The 18,259-nt window shown below is 48.3% G+C and carries 13 protein-coding genes; 1 reads left to right on the top strand and 12 read right to left on the bottom strand.

Annotated elements, in window-relative coordinates:
- Positions 1-186 precede the first annotated feature (186 nt).
- The 4 genes from J9788_RS15440 to J9788_RS15425 are packed head-to-tail and all read right to left on the bottom strand — an operon-like array spanning position 187 to position 11,943.
- A complete protein-coding gene (locus J9788_RS15440) occupies positions 187-6,027 on the bottom strand; it encodes a DEAD/DEAH box helicase (RefSeq protein ID WP_182265214.1) in 5,841 nt (1,946 codons plus the stop codon).
- Between the two features lie 19 nt (positions 6,028-6,046).
- A complete protein-coding gene (locus tag J9788_RS15435; RefSeq protein WP_182265213.1) occupies positions 6,047-8,137 on the bottom strand; it encodes a hypothetical protein in 2,091 nt (696 codons plus the stop codon).
- A 15-nt stretch (positions 8,138-8,152) separates the two neighbouring features.
- The gene (locus J9788_RS15430; RefSeq protein ID WP_182265212.1) at positions 8,153-10,711 is read right to left on the bottom strand and encodes a hypothetical protein; all 2,559 of its coding nucleotides are present in this window, start codon (positions 10,709-10,711) and stop codon (positions 8,153-8,155) included.
- Complete coding sequence (locus J9788_RS15425; RefSeq protein ID WP_182265211.1) at positions 10,708-11,943, bottom strand: DNA cytosine methyltransferase; 1,236 nt, start codon at positions 11,941-11,943, stop codon at positions 10,708-10,710. The genes J9788_RS15430 and J9788_RS15425 overlap by 4 nt, the downstream gene beginning before the upstream one ends.
- A gap of 279 nt (positions 11,944-12,222) precedes the next feature.
- Between J9788_RS15425 and J9788_RS15420 the strand changes: the two genes are divergently transcribed.
- Complete coding sequence (locus tag J9788_RS15420) at positions 12,223-13,224, top strand: DUF4917 family protein (RefSeq protein ID WP_182265210.1); 1,002 nt, start codon at positions 12,223-12,225, stop codon at positions 13,222-13,224.
- Positions 13,225-13,392: 168 nt separating this feature from the next.
- Here the strand turns inward: J9788_RS15420 and J9788_RS15415 are convergent, their stop codons facing one another.
- The 8 genes from J9788_RS15415 to J9788_RS15380 form a co-directional block, all read right to left on the bottom strand.
- Complete coding sequence (locus J9788_RS15415) at positions 13,393-13,581, bottom strand: hypothetical protein (RefSeq protein WP_182265209.1); 189 nt, start codon at positions 13,579-13,581, stop codon at positions 13,393-13,395.
- A 396-nt stretch (positions 13,582-13,977) separates the two neighbouring features.
- Positions 13,978-14,985, bottom strand: coding sequence for a restriction endonuclease (locus J9788_RS15410; protein WP_047041139.1), 1,008 nt, complete (start codon positions 14,983-14,985; stop codon positions 13,978-13,980).
- A 250-nt stretch (positions 14,986-15,235) separates the two neighbouring features.
- The gene (locus J9788_RS15405; protein ID WP_182265208.1) at positions 15,236-15,577 is read right to left on the bottom strand and encodes a TA system toxin CbtA family protein; all 342 of its coding nucleotides are present in this window, start codon (positions 15,575-15,577) and stop codon (positions 15,236-15,238) included.
- A gap of 20 nt (positions 15,578-15,597) precedes the next feature.
- Positions 15,598-15,939, bottom strand: a complete 342-nt coding sequence (locus J9788_RS15400; protein ID WP_182265207.1) for a type IV toxin-antitoxin system YeeU family antitoxin — start codon at positions 15,937-15,939, stop codon at positions 15,598-15,600.
- 10 nt (positions 15,940-15,949) lie between these two features.
- The gene (gene radC / locus J9788_RS15395) at positions 15,950-16,492 is read right to left on the bottom strand and encodes a DNA repair protein RadC (protein WP_017880113.1); all 543 of its coding nucleotides are present in this window, start codon (positions 16,490-16,492) and stop codon (positions 15,950-15,952) included.
- 12 nt (positions 16,493-16,504) lie between these two features.
- A complete protein-coding gene (locus J9788_RS15390; RefSeq protein WP_060175537.1) occupies positions 16,505-16,945 on the bottom strand; it encodes an antirestriction protein in 441 nt (146 codons plus the stop codon).
- Positions 16,946-16,975: 30 nt separating this feature from the next.
- On the bottom strand, positions 16,976-17,797 hold the full coding sequence (locus J9788_RS15385) for a DUF932 domain-containing protein (RefSeq protein WP_182265206.1): 822 nt from the start codon (positions 17,795-17,797) through the stop codon (positions 16,976-16,978).
- A gap of 200 nt (positions 17,798-17,997) precedes the next feature.
- Positions 17,998-18,228 carry a DUF905 domain-containing protein gene (locus tag J9788_RS15380; protein ID WP_182265205.1) on the bottom strand — a complete coding sequence of 77 codons (231 nt, stop codon included), beginning with the start codon at positions 18,226-18,228 and terminating at the stop codon, positions 17,998-18,000.
- Positions 18,229-18,259 lie beyond the last annotated feature (31 nt).

Here is an 18,259-nt window from a genome sequence, read left to right as displayed (position 1 = left end):
AATCTAACAATTCGCTCCACGTTGAATTCTCTTCACTTAGCCCTAGACATGGCACCGTTTAGCCGGAGTGACAGTATCTATCATAAACCTTGCGATGTCATACTATTGCATGAATACGCTTTCGATATGAAAGCGCATTCAGCAAAAAAACATCAGCCAGTAATTATCTACATTGTTGCTGACATTCTAACTCGGTTTAAGATTCGCCAGCGCCCGCAGCGGTCGTCTTTCCAGCTCAAATGTATCAATGAATAGTAGTGGCGACTCCCCATCAGCCAATCCAAAAGAGTCAATCAGTGCATCACGTTTGCCATCTCTCCATTGCCATAAAGGATGCGTTACAGCCGCTCTCCGAAGCTCTTTCCCATCCTGTATTTCGATAAGAACAGGCAACGAATACTCTTTTGACAATTTGATCGTTGCTGGTCGTAGAGCTTCGACGTCTTCCGCTAACTCAAACGCTCTTTTTAGCCATCCTTCCATCTCTGGCTGATTCCAATCGGCGACGTTCAGGCCACATGCGAACTCGGGCATAACCATAGCCCGTAAATAGGCCATTCCTAAACGCCAATCCAGTAAACCGTGATACCGGCGGTTACCGTAGCGCTGTATACACTTGTAACAGGCCGTTTGACATTGAGCAGGGTGATCCTTCTTCAGAAAGTCTACCATTGGCCAGACGAACTTATCTTCCAGAATCTCATGCAATAATGTAACGATCAAAGGCGGACCGCCAGCGATGGCTGGCTCGGCAAGTCGTCTGCATAACCCTGAACCATTGATCAACGCGTCGGCGATTTGCAAGATAGGTTTACCACGATGCAGTCGGGGTTCAAGCATTTCAAATTCATCAGGTGAAACATCTAGATAGAGCGCAGCCTTATGCGTCAATATCTGGGTCGCACTGATAGCTGCCGCGCGCGTAGGCAAATTCATGTATTTGCCGTATCTGGCGACCATATCCAGATTAAGGCGTGCATCGAATTTAGTTAATTCAATATGAAGCGATTCTGTCTCTTTGCTTGATACAAGCCCAAACTTTTTCTTTTCGCCAGTACACCGCCATCTAAAGTTATTGCGTAATCCGGCCCAGTTTGAATCAATCGCTTGACTCCCTTTAATTGGCGAGTAGTAGGTAGCTAAAGGAATCGGCACCTTTTGGTCCGTCGCTAAATTAACAGTAAAACGTTCGCCTTCCTTCTCACCGTTAATCGGCCCATCATTCAGACGCAAAATAGTAACACCGCCGCGCCGCACTTTAAAAGGACCACAATCTTCTGGGATACCCTTATGCAATACGGTTGCCGTAGTTTTCAACGACATACGAGTGAAGCTGTCCATGTCATCTTTTGGCTCGAAATCCGTACGGAAAGCGGCAGGCGTAACATAAAGCTCGAATTCATCAGGACTTATAGGCGTATCGCAATCCTCGCAATCAATCATTTTAACTGGCTCATTTTGTTCAAGTTTTGCGGAACCGCATGACTGACAAATTGCAACGTAGTGACTCGATTCATCCCATGAACATGCCGTTGAGAGATCTGAAACTCGATTGTCGCGAAGTTGAGGTTCTCGGTAATTGCCGGTGAAACCGATAACCTGATGCTTTTTTTTATCCTTAATTAATACCGAACCAGGAGCATACTCAAAAACCGCAAGATCAAGATCGCGATCCATTGTTGACCATTCGTATTCAGTCTGACCATTTGGTCCTTTTGTTTTGCGCAACCCCAGATAAAGGTTACGTACCCGAGTCGGCATTCCATACATCGGCAACAGACCTCGCTCGGCCAGAAAGCGAGCAAGTCCCGTATTGTCGTCAGGCGCGGAAGGTCCTAGTTCTCCGATTTCTTCAATTATTTTTTCGGCGTTAATTTCGGAATAAAGGCGTCGACGCTGATCGGGATCAAATGTTGCTGCATCAATAAAGCGCTCCCGTATGTCCTTATTTGCCTCTAGCGCGCGATACAATAGTTTGGCCCAGTTCGCTTTATCATCATGATAGTAATCATGCGTTGAAACATATTCGCCATGAACATCAGGAGGAATGAGCTTATCGCCAGGGAAAGTCGTTTTGTTTTTGTGACATTCTCCGCGCAAATAGTTAAACGCGCTCCTAAGCCAGATTTTCCGCAAAAGTCTTTTGGGAATAGCATCGTGATCGACAGCCAAGAAAGGCGGAGGCGGCGGATCTCCAGTGATCGCATGAGGATGAGCAAAATAATAAGCATCGTGAGTACGTCCGCGGCAAAATGTGATCACAAAAGAAAATGCCTGGCCGCGTCGTCCTGCACGACCGACACGCTGTTGATAATTAAATCGCTGGGGCGGCATGTTGGCCTGATATATTGACTGAAGCGAACCAATATCAATCCCGACTTCCATCGTCGTGGTGACGGCAAGCATATCGATTTCAGCATCCAGCTTTTCAAGCTCGCTCATCTCATCAACGAAAATCCCCTTGAATTTACGTAATCTATCCGAAAAATCATCCGTTTGTCCCGTCAACTCTTCGACGTTCAACCGGAAGCGTTTAACACCGTCCCGCTCACCTCGCACTATACGTTTGCCAAGAAAATTGTCTTCCCATAACGTTTCAACGACGCCTTTGGATTTGGTATCAAGCAGTTTCGTGCAACGGGTACAACGCTTAAATCCTAAATGTAAGTGGATCCGCTCGCAGTTGCTGCATTGCCAATAGGGATCACCTGGTTTGGCTACTTTGAGATATAATTTACCGATATTAAATAAACCAGCTGAATGCCCTCGGGTAGCAAACTGATTTAAGACTTGCGTTAAATTATCCAGATAATTGCTCTCGCCAAATAAAGCTCTGGCAGCACGCTTTACTTTCTCTTTGGTCACATCTTTCCCTTCATTCCATTCAGCAGGATTTTCGGGATCAAAATATTTATTTTCTTTAACGCGATAAACGCCAGCAAACACCCTTAACCAGGCATCAAGCTCGGTCGTATCCTCTATATCTGAAATGCATGGATACGCTAATCCCGTCTCCTCCAATGCGAAGAAAGTATTGGCAAAAATGACGTCATCAATTAATTCATACTGAGTATCAAATATCTTCCTTTTCAGATCCAATCGAACAGATGAAGAAAGCGTTTCATGATATTTAACGACATTTTTTTCTTTTATAAAATTGGTGTACCAGATGTCGCTACCATCCCCATCAGCGCTTGGGCGATATTTGTAAGGCGATATTCCCAACCCAGCCAGTTCGGAGGATACTTTTCCGATGGAATCGCCTTCTGGTTCCAGCAATTTATCGATTTTTACCCGCCTGTACTTACATAGGTCAGCAATGCCCGCTTGGTTTTGTTTAAGTTCATGTAATCGAACATACTCATTCATGTCTTTAACTTGTAGAGCTAAATCCATTTTTTCATCAATACTGTCTTCAGAAATATACTCGTCTTCAGCCTCGCGGATCATCTCTCTGGCGGCTGTGATCAAAATTTCCCTGCGTAGATCGCGTAAATGCAATCGTTCGATTTCCAGCGCCATCGATGCCGCATCCTGTCGGCTATCTGAAAAAACAATACTCTTGGCTTCTGCGCCGATCGCATGCAGCAATTCAAATAACTCTGTTGCCACAAGCTGGGATGACTTGGTCACACCTGTACGAAATGCACGAATGGGGGTTCTGGAACGATTGCTTGCTGGTCGACTGGAATAATCGATACCGCAGTTCGGGCAACAAAAAGGCTGCGCGGAAGGTTTTTTTGCTGGTTCACCTTTTTTGCTCGGGGTCGGTTTCTGGAAATAGAGATACCCTCGAACTAAATCGGCATTCGTCGCCGATGCGTCTTGCCCGACAGTCACAATTCCGGTAATAGGATTAAGCTCCGCTTTTTCCCATACATCCCAACCTTTTTCGCTGCCTGCGGGATTTTCAGCCACTATATCAACAGGCCAGAAAACCGCAAACTCATCCAGCGTCATATCATCGTAATATTCAGCACCGGGGCGTTCCGGAAGATTTTCCAGATTGGTCGCTGATGGCAGCAGTTCTACCGTCAAGCCTTCATTCTGTCCCTTCTGGCCGCCGAGCAGCAAGTCACCGCAGGCTTCACAATACAGCATTTCGAACAAACGGCGACCACGTTTTCCGTCTGGTGTTGATGGCGCATGCGACAGGCCTCGCTCCAGGCAAAAATCGGCGAATTTCGCCTTTTTCTCTCCCGGCGATACGGAGGCGAAGAAGCCTTCAATATTTCTGACGAATGTATGAACGCGAAAAGCTGGTGTGACGTTGGCGGGTTTCTCGCAATCTATCCCGGATTCCGGCAACGCGCGCATTAGCATTAATCCGCGTAATGCTAATTCCAATTCATCTCGATTATCCGTGTCTTCCTTAAGAAAAATCTTATCAATGATTAGCTCCGGCGGCATCGCTCGCGGCAACTCGCAGCCTTCTTCTATACAAGCATTGGTCAGCAGCGCAGCTGCTTTTTCCGCTGCTTGTTTAATGCCTTGCATGCCATTTTGCGCTTTCACGCCCAGAGCCAGAAAGACATTAGACAAAGCCTGCTTAAGCGCATCCGTCATGTTTAGATTACGAACGACATTTCCCTGCCCCTCAAGGGCAACCCGCATTAATGCGGCGAAAGGCCGAACGATGATTTTCCCTTCAGGTTTTGATGGTATATATGGTTTTCCCTGAATGACGCAATTACGCCAGAAATCCGGCTTAACGCTGCCGGGATCCAGAGCATCGCGGCAAGTGCCGAAGGGCGCAAATAGATCCCGAAGGTATTTTCGTGATTGCTCGCCATCTGCGCCATCCATCGGCAGCGATGCGGAAGACGCCAGTAAACGCAATTTGTAGCGGTGTTTCGGGTTGTCCAACCCGAGCCTGATAATCAACGACTTAATCAACATCGCTGTTTCCGTGCCAGCGGAACCGCGCATTAAGTGCAATTCGTCGAATACCAGATAGAAATACGCGTCGTCATTCTTCATCAGCCAGTCGCGCGTAGCATCAAAAATACCGTCTTCGACTTCGCGAGAAAGCATTGCTCCCAGCATTGAGGCGTTGGTGACGAGAACATCAGGCGGGGTTGCCTGCATATCCCAGCGAGAAACCATCTCCCCGCCGTCTGTAGAAGGGAATATATACCGGGTCTTATCCGAAGGATTTTCTTTTTCGTCGAATGCACGCGCAGCCTGCTGATCGCTATCAATTCGCTTCAACGCCTTACGTAATTTTTCAAGATTGCGGACGCGGCGGCTTTTTTCTGAACTGGCGCTGGAAAGACGAGGATGGCTGGCGTAGCCGGTAACCGGCGTGGCACTGGTATATTGCCCGAAGAAGATCCGATTTCCGGTGAAGCGATCCTCCATAACCTTTCGTGCGTAATCGGAATCCAGTGTTTTACGCAAACGCGCCATTTGATCTTCAACCAGAGCGTTCATTGGATAGAGCACCAACGCCCTGACCGCCGCCGGACGTTTTTCTCCTTCGCGACGAGAAGTCCAGTTCTTTTCTGCGTCATTCCACCATCGGTTTTGCAGATAACCGTCGCATGGTGCGGCCCAACTGACAGCCTCATTCGATAGTGCTGCCAGTATAGGCAACATAAAACTTTCCGTTTTTCCCGAACCTGTTCCCGATGTAACAATACCAGGGCAACCAGGGGAAATACCTCGCTCCAGCATTTGAATCTGGTGGCTATATGGCGCATGGACCGAACGACGCGGCCAGACCTCATCACCAGGTATCGAATCGAATAGACCGGATAACGCTAATTCAGCGAACGCCTTACGGCCTTTATGAGACAAGCGATTCAGCGGCCCACCGTCCATCTCGGCCAGAGCTTCTAGCGTTTTATCAGAAGACTCATACCGTAAAACAGGTTCAATGTATGGCTCTGCGGCAAATTCCCCGCTGCTGTTCAGCAGATTGCGTCTTGATGCCGCGACGAAAGGATCGGCAATTCGGAAGTTGGTTTCTATATATGAAATGAAGAAGTCCTGAATGCGGCGAAAACCGCCAATGGGATCTAACATGATTTCCTTCTCCTGTAATCTATTGGGCGCATAGCTCGTTATTCTGTAAATCGGCATATAAATCGACTAATCGCTTCTGAAGCATCACTTTGTTATCATCGTCGAGCAACCCGACCTCATGCGCCATTCTCATCGCCCGTAGCGTGTTTGCCAGATTTAGACGCCCGGCTGACATTTTATTCGCGATTGTGAGTCTGTCCGGGAGCTCACTCAGCGATACAGTGCCAGGATCCAGCTCGCTATGATTTTCCGGGGAAAGATGCAGGGGGCACAACGCAATTGCATTTTGAATGACGACGTTTTCCATCCGTAGACGAAGATGCTTCTCTTTCGCTTTTTCCGCTTCTTCACAATCTTCGTTTTCAATGGTGCCGCAAATCAGAAAGCGTCTGGGCAAATCACCGCTGTGTAATTGATCTTTCAGCGCCGGTAACCAGAAACGCACACCGGAACATTCGACACACTCAATGACAGCGAGAATCGTTCGCGGACGGGAGGCACCACTCAGTAATAACCCCTGGTAAAGCGGCGTCGCCAGATGATTCCCCGCGCGAACCCAAAGATCCTCACAGGAAATCATCGTCGGATCAGCAACCAGTCGGATGGAGCGGCCTGAAGAAATCAGCGATTCGGCAATAGCAAGGAAGTCTTGTGTTTCCGGGCCATATAACAACGGGCACTCGCCGGCCAACATCAACACCAGAAATTGCGTCATGAGTATCTTTCCGTCGGGCGTCAGCAACTTGTTCTCTCTGATGGTCTGACCGAATTCTTCACAGGATACGACTCTCGCTTGCGCCGGGAGGCGTACTTCAGGAATCGCTGAGTAAGCCATACGACGAGCCTTCTCAGTAATAGCAATATCCATTTTTTCAAGTTCAATTTTCGCCTGGGCAGTACGTTCTTCGGTATCTGTTAAAGACGCCAAACATACTTCACGCTCACAGCTCAGAGAAGTCAGTATCTGATGCTGATTTTCGTTCTGAGCATATAAATCAGCGCGGGTGTCTTTCAGACGGCTAATTTCGCTTTCGAGATGCACTTTTTCCTGTTTGAGCGTTCGTTCTATATCCGCTTGTTTTTCTGCGAAATCAATCTGCAATTTTTCTTCTTCGAGCTGCCGTAATTGTACGATCTCTTCTTCGATCTCGCTTTTCCTTGTCTTCTTCAAAACGGTCATTTCCGTTTCAATAGCTTCACGGCGTCGCAGTCGTTCAGCTGAAAACTCTTTATCAAGCGCCTTATGCTGTTCGGCGCGCAACGCGACTCGCTCTTCTTCCGCAATGTTTTGTATCTGATGCTCGAGAAGGTAGGCAATCTGCTGGTCCTTCAACACTGATTCGGTAAACTGACGAGCCAGCGAATCCTCTTCCTCCAGTTTCTTAGCCAACTCTCCTGCCCGGAGCGTTTGAGCGGCAGCCAGCAGAGCATCGACGCCGGAAGTTAATTTTCCATTTTGCTCATTTGTGTGCACTCGGAGCCATGAAGCGATTTCGGCTGTCAAACCAGCGCAGGAAAGGTGTTGAATAACGTTTTCGATGTACTGCTTATCCGGTGTCCAGTCATGGATCCGAGCAGGTGATGCATCGACATCGGGCATATAAAACGACTTTCCACTTTCAGATATGCCGGATACGGAAATCACACTACCTTCATGGAAATCATATTCATAAACGTTCTGGCTTTTGGACAGAATCAAATATCCTGATTTCGACTCAGCCATATTCGCCAGAATCAGACCATCCGGCCCAAAACGGATAGCCCATAATCCTGGTTCGCCATCTGTCGTTATGCCATTGAAACTCAATTGGCGACGCACTTCCAATAACGACTGGCCGGAAGATAAATCATAATAAGGATAAATACGGCGGGCATGTTTCGCCTGAGCTCTGTTGCGTATGCCGGGTCCAACATGAAAAGCAGCCCATTCGTCCTTACGAAGTTGCAAAGTGTCAGTCTCGTTAAACTCAACTTCTCCCGTACGAGGGAACAATTTCTTAGGGTTTTCTATCGTGCGCCAACCAACAGGTGTTTCCTGCACGATAACTTTGAGATAAGACTGATAATTTCTGCGATCAAATTGACCAAGATACAAAGGGATTTTGCTCATATTTAATTTTCCTTATCATCCCAGCGTCAGCGTTAGCCGACCGTTTCGCCAAATCGTACGTATTTTTCCGCCGGAATGACGGCTGGCGGAAACTAAGCGGTTTATATCACCCTCCCCATGTGGAAAGAGGGAATAGAAGCATCCCGGAAGCAGCGATTCTAACCAGCGGAATGAGACGTCATCGACAGGATAGGCATAACCGGATTCCACCGGACCTCCGTTTCTGAGCGTGTGACGCCGTATTCCCGCGGCCAGCGCATCGGGTAGGCCGCAATCATTAATAAGGCATATCAGATGATTTTTGGCGACGCGTTCAAACACGGGTTCCCGGTTTTTCGCGCCAGCGGTGATAATAGCGGCAGTTCGGGAAAGAAAATGCATCGTTTTTCGCCCGGAAATCACCCGATAGATATCATGATCTCGCCCGCCAGGATGAATATGAAGTGACAGAGACACTGATTCTTTCTCTAGGGAGCCATCCTGCTGAAATATTCCCGAACGCCAGTTCCAGACCGCCGCTGGCTCGTGTAGTTCAGCGGTGCGTTCCGTCGTGACAAGTGAAAGCGGTGTTGTATTGGATAACGATGGGGCTTCGATAAGCGGCCATCCCAGACGCTGAGATAACGCAACAGGATTAGCGAGTACAGCTCCAAATACAGGTGGCGACCAGAAGCTTATGCCACGACGACGGAAACTTTCTCCGCCCAGCCCGGCAACCGCTTTTTGAAAATCATCCATCAGACTGGCGCAGACAGCACCTTCCACAACAACCAGAGAATGTTCTCCGTTGCAAATATGAAGCAGCGAGGGTTTAACCAGCGTCCATGCCCGACCTTTCCACCCAGGGCGTAGGCGTGGCTGGATCAGACCCGCATGATGTAAACAACGAATCAAATGCCACACGTTGATGTTGTCGGCCACATGCCTGAGAAGAGCAAATAATTCGGCTTCTTCCCAGCCGCTAGCTCCGCTGGCGTAAATCGCCTCTAGAAGATGATCGCAGCATACTTCGTTATCTTCCCACTGCAACAGTTCTTCGAAATTAAACGTCGGTGCCTGTAGAGCAGACGTCGACCAGTCATAAAGCGGTTCAAATCGGTATCTTGCGCTTTCGCCCAAAGTCGGGTGTGGTACAGCGCGGGTGAAAAAGCGCGCGCGACGCCTCCACGGCGGCATTTTTTCCCCCACTTCAAGCACCGGCTCGATAAAGAACTCACCACTAAGCGACCCAGTAGAAATCAAACGACCATCTATTACAGAAACATTGGTTCCCGCTCCATCATTTCCAGATGCATATATTTTGTAGCTTCGCGTATCTGACTCAACAGAAGGCAAAAACGCCGGTAATCCCAGCCATCCGCCAGGTACGCGTATTCCACCGTATAGCTGAGGGCGCGTAACGTCATCATCTTGAATAACCAAAGAGGATCTTAGTGAACGGAATATATCCATCGCTGAAACCTGGTTCAGCGGCTGGGTCGTTAAAACCCACTCATCCTCTGCAATATACCCATTGAGGCGTTTGCTCATCTGTACAGAATGTTTACTGGATAAGGCGATATGAAACCGTTGAGAATATACTTCAGGAGACGATTTCGCTCTCCAGCGCCCATTTCCGATCTCATAAAAAAATAATAATCCGGCCTGCGTCGCTTTTCCCAGATTTTCGCTGTTCTCAGCGTAGTGGGCGCTAAGGGCTTTGGATAACGTAGGATGAAAAACGCTTTCTCCTCTCTCGTCCGCGCTGCTGAAATAACACCGCGAACCGTCGAAGTCGACATACATATCAATGATGGACTGATGCGTCGTTATACAGGACGATATCCCGACCGCCCGTTGACGCAGGCGCCAGAAAGGCATATCAAACAGTGCGCGACGCCCCAACAACCACGCATCTCTGAATTCGGCGAAAGCCTCCTTCAGCGCATGAGAAACGCTTTGTCTCTGAATAACAATCTGAAAGTATTCTATTAACTGGCGTGGGCTAGCGGCGGCTTGCGGATGGCTTTCAAGACATTCACTCATCAGGCGCAGATCGGCTCTATTCGGGAATGCCAACCGCAAGGTGTGACCGATCTGAACCCAGCCATCCCGCGGCGGCAAGACAAGGCGCCTGTAGGGTTCGCCTTCCTGAATGCGTTGATTCAGCCATTCGGCTAATGCCTCCCACATCGCGTTGACGCCAGATAAGTTCTGAAAGCTATGCCCGGTTCCCAACCAGTTCTGTAACTTCAGACGAAAATCATTACGTTCTTCCTGTGCGTCGAATTGACTACTAATAAGCAACGTCATGACAAGATACGTAAAATATCCGGGCGATCGACGAGTCGACTTTTCCATCATACCGCCTTCAAGACGCTGCGGCAGATCTCGTATTTTAGACATACAGGTTCGAAATGCTTCTTCAATTTCATCCGCGGTAATGCCTCTGTCAGCGAACGCTGCCGCAAGCGTCACTGGCGTAACTTCAAACCAGCGAATATCTTGCGCGTCGCCGTCAGCACCGAACCGGAGAAAATAATCGATCAGTTTACTTTCCCAACCATCGGGCGTGACGAGCGACGTCCAGTTCATTCGCGAATATCCTCCATCTGTTGGGTATTAATTCGGACTGCCATCGCGAGTGGCTCTAGAATGCGTTCGGCCAGAAAACTAACAGAAGGAACGGCAAGGCCATCGCCGATCACTTTAAACGCAGAATGATACGCCACTGGGAGAATAAAATCGTCCGGCAACCCCATTAACGCCGCCGCTTCTTTGACCGACAACAAGCGCGTTTTCACCTGCTCGCCTTTGACAACGATAATACGAGGACGAGAAGCTCCGCCTTTTGGCGTTCTAAGACAACCAAGAACGGCTGAGAACGTAATTTCAGTCCGTTGCCTGTTGACGCCTTTTTCTTTGCGCATGCGTAAATAAAGGCTGCCAGTTTTTGTCGTACCGGATGCCTGCGCGCTCGCTAGACGCGCCAAGTTCGCCGGTGCCATCATACTGATAAGCCGTTGTGTTTCATCGACAGAATGCCATTGCGCATTTTCGTCTTCAAAATCGATTAAGTCGTCCAACTCCTTCGTTCTGGCGTCTGGTATATTGCCAGGCGACCACCAGATCCAGTCATTACGAACATCATCCGCCAGTGCATCGCAGGCGCGAAGAAGCGAAGGTGAATGCCATTGCGACAAAGGTTCTTCTGAAACCAAAATTTCGGGAATAGAAACATGGCGACTAATAGCCATAAGAAATACACGGGGCCTGGACTGTGGAAGAAAGTGCTTTGCATCAATGATTACTGCGCCATATCGGTAGCCCGTTTTACTTAACTGATGGCATATCGCAGCGAAATGGCTCCCCTGATCCAGCGTCAACAACCCAAGAACATTTTCAAGAACAAGAATCGGCGGTTTACGGTTTTCCTCGCCGAGCCTGCTTATCAAATCGAGGAACGGCCATACCGCGCCGGACCGCGTGGTTTCATCCCCGCTGGAGTCTCTTTCGCCGATCCCCAGTCCATGACCGGCCAACGATAAATCCTGGCAAGGGAACGAGGCCCAGCTTAAATCAGCATGGTGTGGCAGGTCATCAGGGTCAATTTCGCGTATATCGCGCATATCGAAATGTTCATCTCCCCAGTTGTCGATGTAGGTCGATGCTTTTATCGGGTCCATGTCGTTGGCGAACAGACATTGCCACTGTTTTCCCAGCCCAGCTCTGGCCATACCGCCGCCCGCGAAAAACTCATAGAAACTGAACCCCGCCTCGCAAGGTTCCGTTAAATGATTGTTATCCATGACAGTTTCAACGCTCATTATTGGACCATAAAATAATATTACTGAATCGGAGCATCACTCTACTTCCTGAAAAGATAATGTTAACTAGGTAGTTTATAAAATCATGAAGATAATATCCATATGAATAAATGTACGCGCTTAAGCCGAAAAGTTTATAATCCAATTGAAAACAAAGATATTTTTTTCCTTCATCAAATTATGGCTATTGAAACGAGGAAGAAAAAATGCAAATAGTCGGCACCTTCGCTGTAAAATGTCTTTTATTTAAAATACTCACTACTGGAGCTGATACCTAAAATGTCGTTTACCATTTCCCCTTGGTCTGAGCTAGCACAACGATACGATGGAACCATTTTACTGGGCAACGGTGCAAGCATCGCCGTCAGTCCTCGTTTTGCGTATGGATCCCTACTTGAATACGTCACGCAAAGAGAGAGTCTGGAGGAAGATGTACGCAGGCTTTTTGACTTTTTTAAAACGAAAGATTTTGAACTTATTCTGCGTATCGTTTGGCAGGCATCTAACGTCAATAAATCTTTAGAAATTGAGGATGCCCGTACCCATGATGCCTATCTCCGAATCCGCGAATGCCTTATTCAGGCTGTACGAGATGTGCATCCTGAGCATGATGAAGTTAATGAACAACTGCCATATATTTACGAATTTCTGAAAAGATTCAATACTGTTATTTCACTTAACTATGACCTGATCGTTTACTGGACAATGACATATGGCCTGGATATCAATGATCAACACCGATTTAAGGATTGCTTTCTTAAAAGAGGTCTTTTTGAACAGGATTGGCAACGGTTAAGAGGGATGCTTATAAATGAAAAATCTAATACGCTTGTTTTTTATCCGCATGGCAGCCTTATATTGTGTCGAAATCGTATCGAACAGGAGAGTAAAATTCATATTCAGAACACGGGGTTGCTTGAATCTATTTTGGAACGTTGGCAAAGCGAGGAAGTCGTTCCGCTGTTTGTGAGCGAAGGAACGTATGAACAGAAAGTTAATTCGATTCATAGCAGTTTTTATCTTTCAACGATTTACCGTGAAGTTCTCGCTGAACAGCGTGAAAATCTTGTGATTCTAGGTTGGGGAATGGGCGAGCATGATATACATCTACTAAAACGAATGGCTAGGGCGGGCATAAAGCGAGTCGCGGTATCTGTTTTTAGAGGAGATCAGGCATATTGCAATAGAGCAAACCAATTGATCAAAGACAATCTTGGGAAAAATATTATGATAGAGTTTTTCGACAGTGAAAGCCCGGGCTGTTGGAATCAGCGGCCATAAAATTTGACACAGGGGTTCTAACTGGTAACAGTGTAAGGACGTAACTAAGGCGGTACATTACCAGTCTGCGTTCCTTTGTAGATTTAAGTAGAATAAAATTCTACTTTTTCCATTGGATAGTTCATTAATTCGTTGGGCTGTCGCCACAACCGTAGACATTATCTGTCCTCACAACGAGGCCCGTTCGAAGGCCTCATGGCTCATCGCCGTGTACTGATTCTGCAGCCCAAACGGCAGGTAGCTGTCGCAGTGAACCAATACGTTCTGATAGAAAATGGTGCTGCCAAACACCGAACGCGCCAGATTGACTTCGCCCGGTGTTAACGCCTGCGTGATCCCTTCCTGTTGTGGCTCCATCCTGGAACGCCTTGATCCGAAAGGCTTCAATGAAACGCCACTTTAGCCTCTAAGGTCAATCAGATAGGCCTTAGAAAAGCATCAGGAAGATCCAGTTTTTACGGGGATGAGAAATGGGTCAATACAGAGTAAAAATAGAAAGGTAGTGGCGGCGGGCAGATTACAGGCACAAAAAAACCACCTCTCGGTGGCTTCTTGTTCGCGCGGTACTTAATGGTGCGAAGGCCGGACTCGAATTTCACACCCAATAGACTGATATCAATGTAGTTTATAAGCAGTAATAATTATTTATACCCACACTTGTACCCACAAGTTAAAATCCGTATAAAAAATAGACATCGCGAGTGGGTATAAAGCCATACCAGTAGAACACCGATATGGCCATCAAAGCAAGATTCAGGCAGGTAGGAAAGTTTTCTTCAGAGGCACCAAGAGTTTGGTCTCGATATCGACTTGCTCGTAGTTCTCAATAAGAGCACGGACGAGATCATCAAGCGTCCAAAGCGTCAGAGGTATCGTCGAACGATCGGCCTCATAGCGAGCATCTTTCGTAAAGCCCCCGGTACTGACATAAAGACCGCGATCGTCTTTATGGCGACCGCCAATAAAGCTGCGAATCTGCTGACTCCCCATTTGCTCCCTACGATGTTTTACCTCAACGACGATACGTGGATTCTCAAATCCAAATCCATCAGGTGATGCGATGATATCCTTCCCACGATCTGGACCCACAGGAGACACCTGTGTTTTATATCCCATGCTGCGTAAAACTCCTGCAACCAGGTACTCCATCTCCTTCGGATCGAGCCCATTAACTCGATCTTTAATACCTTCACGCGCCAACGACTCCACATCGCGAAGCGGATCAGAAACGACCTCATCTTCATCTGTCGCTGTTAGATTATGAGTAATAGCGTCTACAGTGGGTTTCTTATCCTGCAAAAGCTCTTCTAGAGCATATTCTGGAAGCTGGAAAACCGTCAGCGTGGAACCCAATGTGTTTTTGGTAGCAACAGACAGTCTATCGCGGTCGATTTCTTGAGTATTCCATTTAACCTGCCGAGCGATACCCATCCCCTCTTCCACCCATTCAGGATGATACTGGAAGTCTGAAGTAACTTTGCCTAGCAAATAAGTACGGTTGGCTGGCGAATAGGTAATAACCCAATCACCCTTTTGGATCTCATTCACAAAACGCCAGACCTGCGATGCGCCAGAACGGGCTGTTCCGAGCTTTGTTAAGGGATCAGCCTCCTGGTATAAGGCGAGTAACTGGGCTCGGGATAGGCCGGGTTTGACTAATGGAGCCAGCTGAGACCAACCGATGCCTACAATCTGCTTATCGCGAAAATCGTCATAGAGCTTGCCGCCGTCACCGCGGATCATCCACATTCTGTTGCCCATACCAGTCCCTTCATGAGGAAAAGAAATTATGCTGGATCATAAGCTTGTTCGTAGTATGCGTCAAAACCATCAACAACGACGGCCCAGCATTCCCGGATTATGCTTGCGATAATGTGCCCAGTTAAAATTACAGCTTCAATTTGCATGATATTTCGTCCATATAAGTAAAAGCACCAACCAGCATCGGCAGGTGCTTTTTGGAATGAGTAAATTAAATAAGTAAGGAAAGCTGCAGTGTGAATCAGGAAGGCTATTCCCAATGTTCACCGTGCCGCGCTTTCAATAAACCTGTTGCCTGTCGCGCCCGCAGAATATCGACTGCCCGCAGATATGGGGACTGTTCTTGCCAGTCGAATCCCCTGCGATCAATACGAACCAGCCCGTACTTTTCCACCAGAAAATTAACGGCATCGGCCAAAGATATACCGGCATCGATATGTTCCTGAATTACCGTTTCATCACTGAATGGCGTGTCGTTGAGTGTCAGCCCATAATGTTGTTCCAGCAGGCGTGCAAGCAACATTTGCCAGACAGCCACGGGCGACCGACATAGCTTCGCCGCCTGCGGATTTGTTGCAGGTAGAGTTTTCATATTTGCTCTTGTGAAAGTAGTTAACGATGGGTGGAGTAAACGGCGATGTATACGTAGCCGCAACTGCCAAGGGTATCGGCTTCGCAGGTGAAACCATTGTGGTACAGGGTGACACAGTGGGCATGGCGAGGATTCATTTCACCAATAGTCAGCATCGATTCCATTTGGCGGATAAAACGTGTGAATACTTCATCCAACTTCAAAGATTCTGCGTTACTGAATTCACCGGTAATGCAGGCCCGATCAGCCAGATAGTGCAGCCGGTTTCCCTCCTGTACCAGACGAGCACCAAAGCAAGGTGTCATATTACAATTCAGTCCCCATTTTAGAAATGAATCGTTCTCTGAGTCAGTAGATTTCATTGAAGTGCCCTCATATCCAGCCTCGCTCTGCAAACGACACAATTCCATCTGAACCGATAACCAGATGATCGAGTGTGTTCACATCAACCAGTGCCAGCGCTTCTTTAAGCCTGCCCGTAATGTTGCGGTCACATTGGCTGGGCTCCGGATCACCGGATGGATGGTTATGCGCCAACACAACGGCCGCAGCATTGAAACGAAGCGCTGATTTCACTACCTCACGGGGATGGACCTGCACATGGTTAATCGAACCGGCAAATAGCGTTTCACTCTCCAGTAAACGATGCTGGTTATCGAGATAGAGCACCATAAACACTTCCCGTTCTTGTCCTGCCAGCTGTAACCGAAGCCAGTCACGGGCAGCAGTACTTGAGGTAAAGGATATACCGGGCTGGCGCAGATATTTATCCAGCAGATTGGTAGCGCGTCGGATGGTCCGTTGAGCATAGGGTGTTAATCCGGATGTCGCGGTAAGCAGGTAATCATGTTGAGCCATAACCGCCAGCGGAAAAAGTTCAGGCTGTGATGATACCGGGGATAATGCGATATTCATGTCAGGTATTCCTCAGTCGATTAGATGCATAATGGCGCTGCATTCCGGATGGTTTAGCGCGTAGTCACGTAAGCGATAATAGTGCTCAGTCATCGCGTCACATTCGGTGCGACAAGCGTGGTGGCTGTATGCCATCAGGCAGGCCGCTATACCGGCAGCCTCTCCGCTCATCTCCGCATCGTTTCCATTCATCGGGTTGAACAACGTCCACTTCTCACCGTCGGGCTCCGGAGCCATAAATGCGCCGCCGTTGCTGAGTGTGTAAAAGCTCCAGACGCCGCCGCTGTAATCAGCGCACAAACGATCCATCCAGCCAAATATTTGGGGCTCAAGGGTTATCCATTGTGGTATGGAGCCAAAGCGCTTTGGCCAGAAGCCGATACGTAACTCGTCAGCGACTACCGAGGCAGTAATTGCTGCCTGCTCAGCAAACTCAGGGTTGTGGGTATCCATTAAACTATCTCCTTATGCCGGAACGGTTGTTTAACGCCCGAAAAATTCGAGCATGTTTTCTGCCATAACCCACAGGGCGCGATTGAGTTTCACATCGCCGTCAATGCCGATAACAGCACGGGTGCGGCTGCTTTTCCCCTGAGCGGTTCGCCCTGACAGACCTCCTTTCATCAGGTTCTCCTGCACGCGCTGGTATACGGTCCACAGGTCATCGCTGTAGTCCTCCCGGCGACGTGGGGTCAGCAACTGCGATACCGTGACCGGCTGGTGGTCTTCACCAAAGCGATACTTCAGCGCGGCATTCGCCAGGGCGTTCCGGGCTGGTTCTGGCAGTGCCAGTGACTGCATTGCATCGCGCTTCTCCTCCACCCGGTCAAACACACCGAGCACTTCGTAAGCCCCTTCAATCACCTTCTCAACAACATTCCCTTTATGTGGTACCCGCACTTCGCCAAATGACTGTCCGCAGACCAGACCGTTGGTACAGACGCCTCGAAATAGCCCCGGCAACATCTGGTAGCTTGATGAGCCGTCATGGCTGTTGAGCAAAATGATTTCCGGCACCTGATGTCCGGTCAGTTGACCGGCACGACGCAGGCGAAGCATGTGTTTGGTGTGTTCCCGCTTGCTCTGGTCGCGAACCTTTGTCTGGCAGGCAAAGAACGGCTCAAAACCTTCGCGCTGCAGGCTTTCGAGGATGGTAATGGTCGGGATGTAGGTGTACCTGTCTGAACGAGATTCATGCTTGTCACTCCCGAACACGCTGGGGACATGACTCATCAGCTCTTCGTTGGTCAAAGGCCGGTCACGGCGTATCTGATTTATACGGCCAAAGCGGCTGGCTAATCGCATGGATAACTCCTTATGAAGTGGGTAAAAATACAAAAGGCCACACTTCCCGAAGGAGGTGTGGCCTGACTTTGTTTATAACGATGATGCGCTGGTGATGGTTATGGTTATGGTTATGGTTATGGTTATGGTTATGGTTATGGTTATGGTTATGGTTATGGTTATGGTTATGGTTATGGTTATGGTTATGGTTATGGTTATGGTTATGCAGGGAATTTGCGGATGCCATAACGAGCGATATACCTGTTTAGCCAGTAACCGGCATCCTGCTCAAAGTTCCAGGCTCGCCAGACCATGCAACGCTCATGATAGATAACCAGACGGAAATGTGTCCCCAGGTCGTCCTCTATAGCAACGTTGGAATATTGAGACGCAACCGCCTCTGCCTGCTGGCGAGTAAACGGTCCATCAGGCCATTCAGTGAGTTCAGTCATACAGGCTCCCTAAAATAAAAAGCCCCTGTGG

The organism is Serratia sp. X10, from assembly GCF_017811775.1.
Classification (GTDB): domain Bacteria; phylum Pseudomonadota; class Gammaproteobacteria; order Enterobacterales; family Enterobacteriaceae; genus Serratia; species Serratia ureilytica.
Note: the sequence above shows the minus strand (reverse complement) of the source record. Positions and strands in the feature narration are given on the sequence as shown.

What these genes read in the sequence shown, in the direction of transcription:
- J9788_RS15405 (WP_182265208.1), bottom strand. Translation starts at nt 15,577, where the DNA reads ATGAAAACTCTACCTGCAACAAATCCGCAGGCGGCGAAGCTATGTCGG.
- radC (WP_017880113.1), bottom strand. Translation starts at nt 16,492, where the DNA reads ATGAATATCGCATTATCCCCGGTATCATCACAGCCTGAACTTTTTCCG.
- J9788_RS15390 (WP_060175537.1), bottom strand. Translation starts at nt 16,945, where the DNA reads ATGGATACCCACAACCCTGAGTTTGCTGAGCAGGCAGCAATTACTGCC.
- J9788_RS15430 (WP_182265212.1), bottom strand. Translation starts at nt 10,711, where the DNA reads ATGAACTGGACGTCGCTCGTCACGCCCGATGGTTGGGAAAGTAAACTG.
- J9788_RS15380 (WP_182265205.1), bottom strand. Translation starts at nt 18,228, where the DNA reads ATGACTGAACTCACTGAATGGCCTGATGGACCGTTTACTCGCCAGCAG.
- J9788_RS15415 (WP_182265209.1), bottom strand. Translation starts at nt 13,581, where the DNA reads ATGGAGCCACAACAGGAAGGGATCACGCAGGCGTTAACACCGGGCGAA.
- J9788_RS15420 (WP_182265210.1), top strand. Translation starts at nt 12,223, where the DNA reads ATGTCGTTTACCATTTCCCCTTGGTCTGAGCTAGCACAACGATACGAT.
- J9788_RS15385 (WP_182265206.1), bottom strand. Translation starts at nt 17,797, where the DNA reads ATGCGATTAGCCAGCCGCTTTGGCCGTATAAATCAGATACGCCGTGAC.
- J9788_RS15425 (WP_182265211.1), bottom strand. Translation starts at nt 11,943, where the DNA reads ATGAGCGTTGAAACTGTCATGGATAACAATCATTTAACGGAACCTTGC.
- J9788_RS15440 (WP_182265214.1), bottom strand. Translation starts at nt 6,027, where the DNA reads ATGTTAGATCCCATTGGCGGTTTTCGCCGCATTCAGGACTTCTTCATT.
- J9788_RS15410 (WP_047041139.1), bottom strand. Translation starts at nt 14,985, where the DNA reads ATGGGCAACAGAATGTGGATGATCCGCGGTGACGGCGGCAAGCTCTAT.
- J9788_RS15435 (WP_182265213.1), bottom strand. Translation starts at nt 8,137, where the DNA reads ATGAGCAAAATCCCTTTGTATCTTGGTCAATTTGATCGCAGAAATTAT.
- J9788_RS15400 (WP_182265207.1), bottom strand. Translation starts at nt 15,939, where the DNA reads ATGAAATCTACTGACTCAGAGAACGATTCATTTCTAAAATGGGGACTG.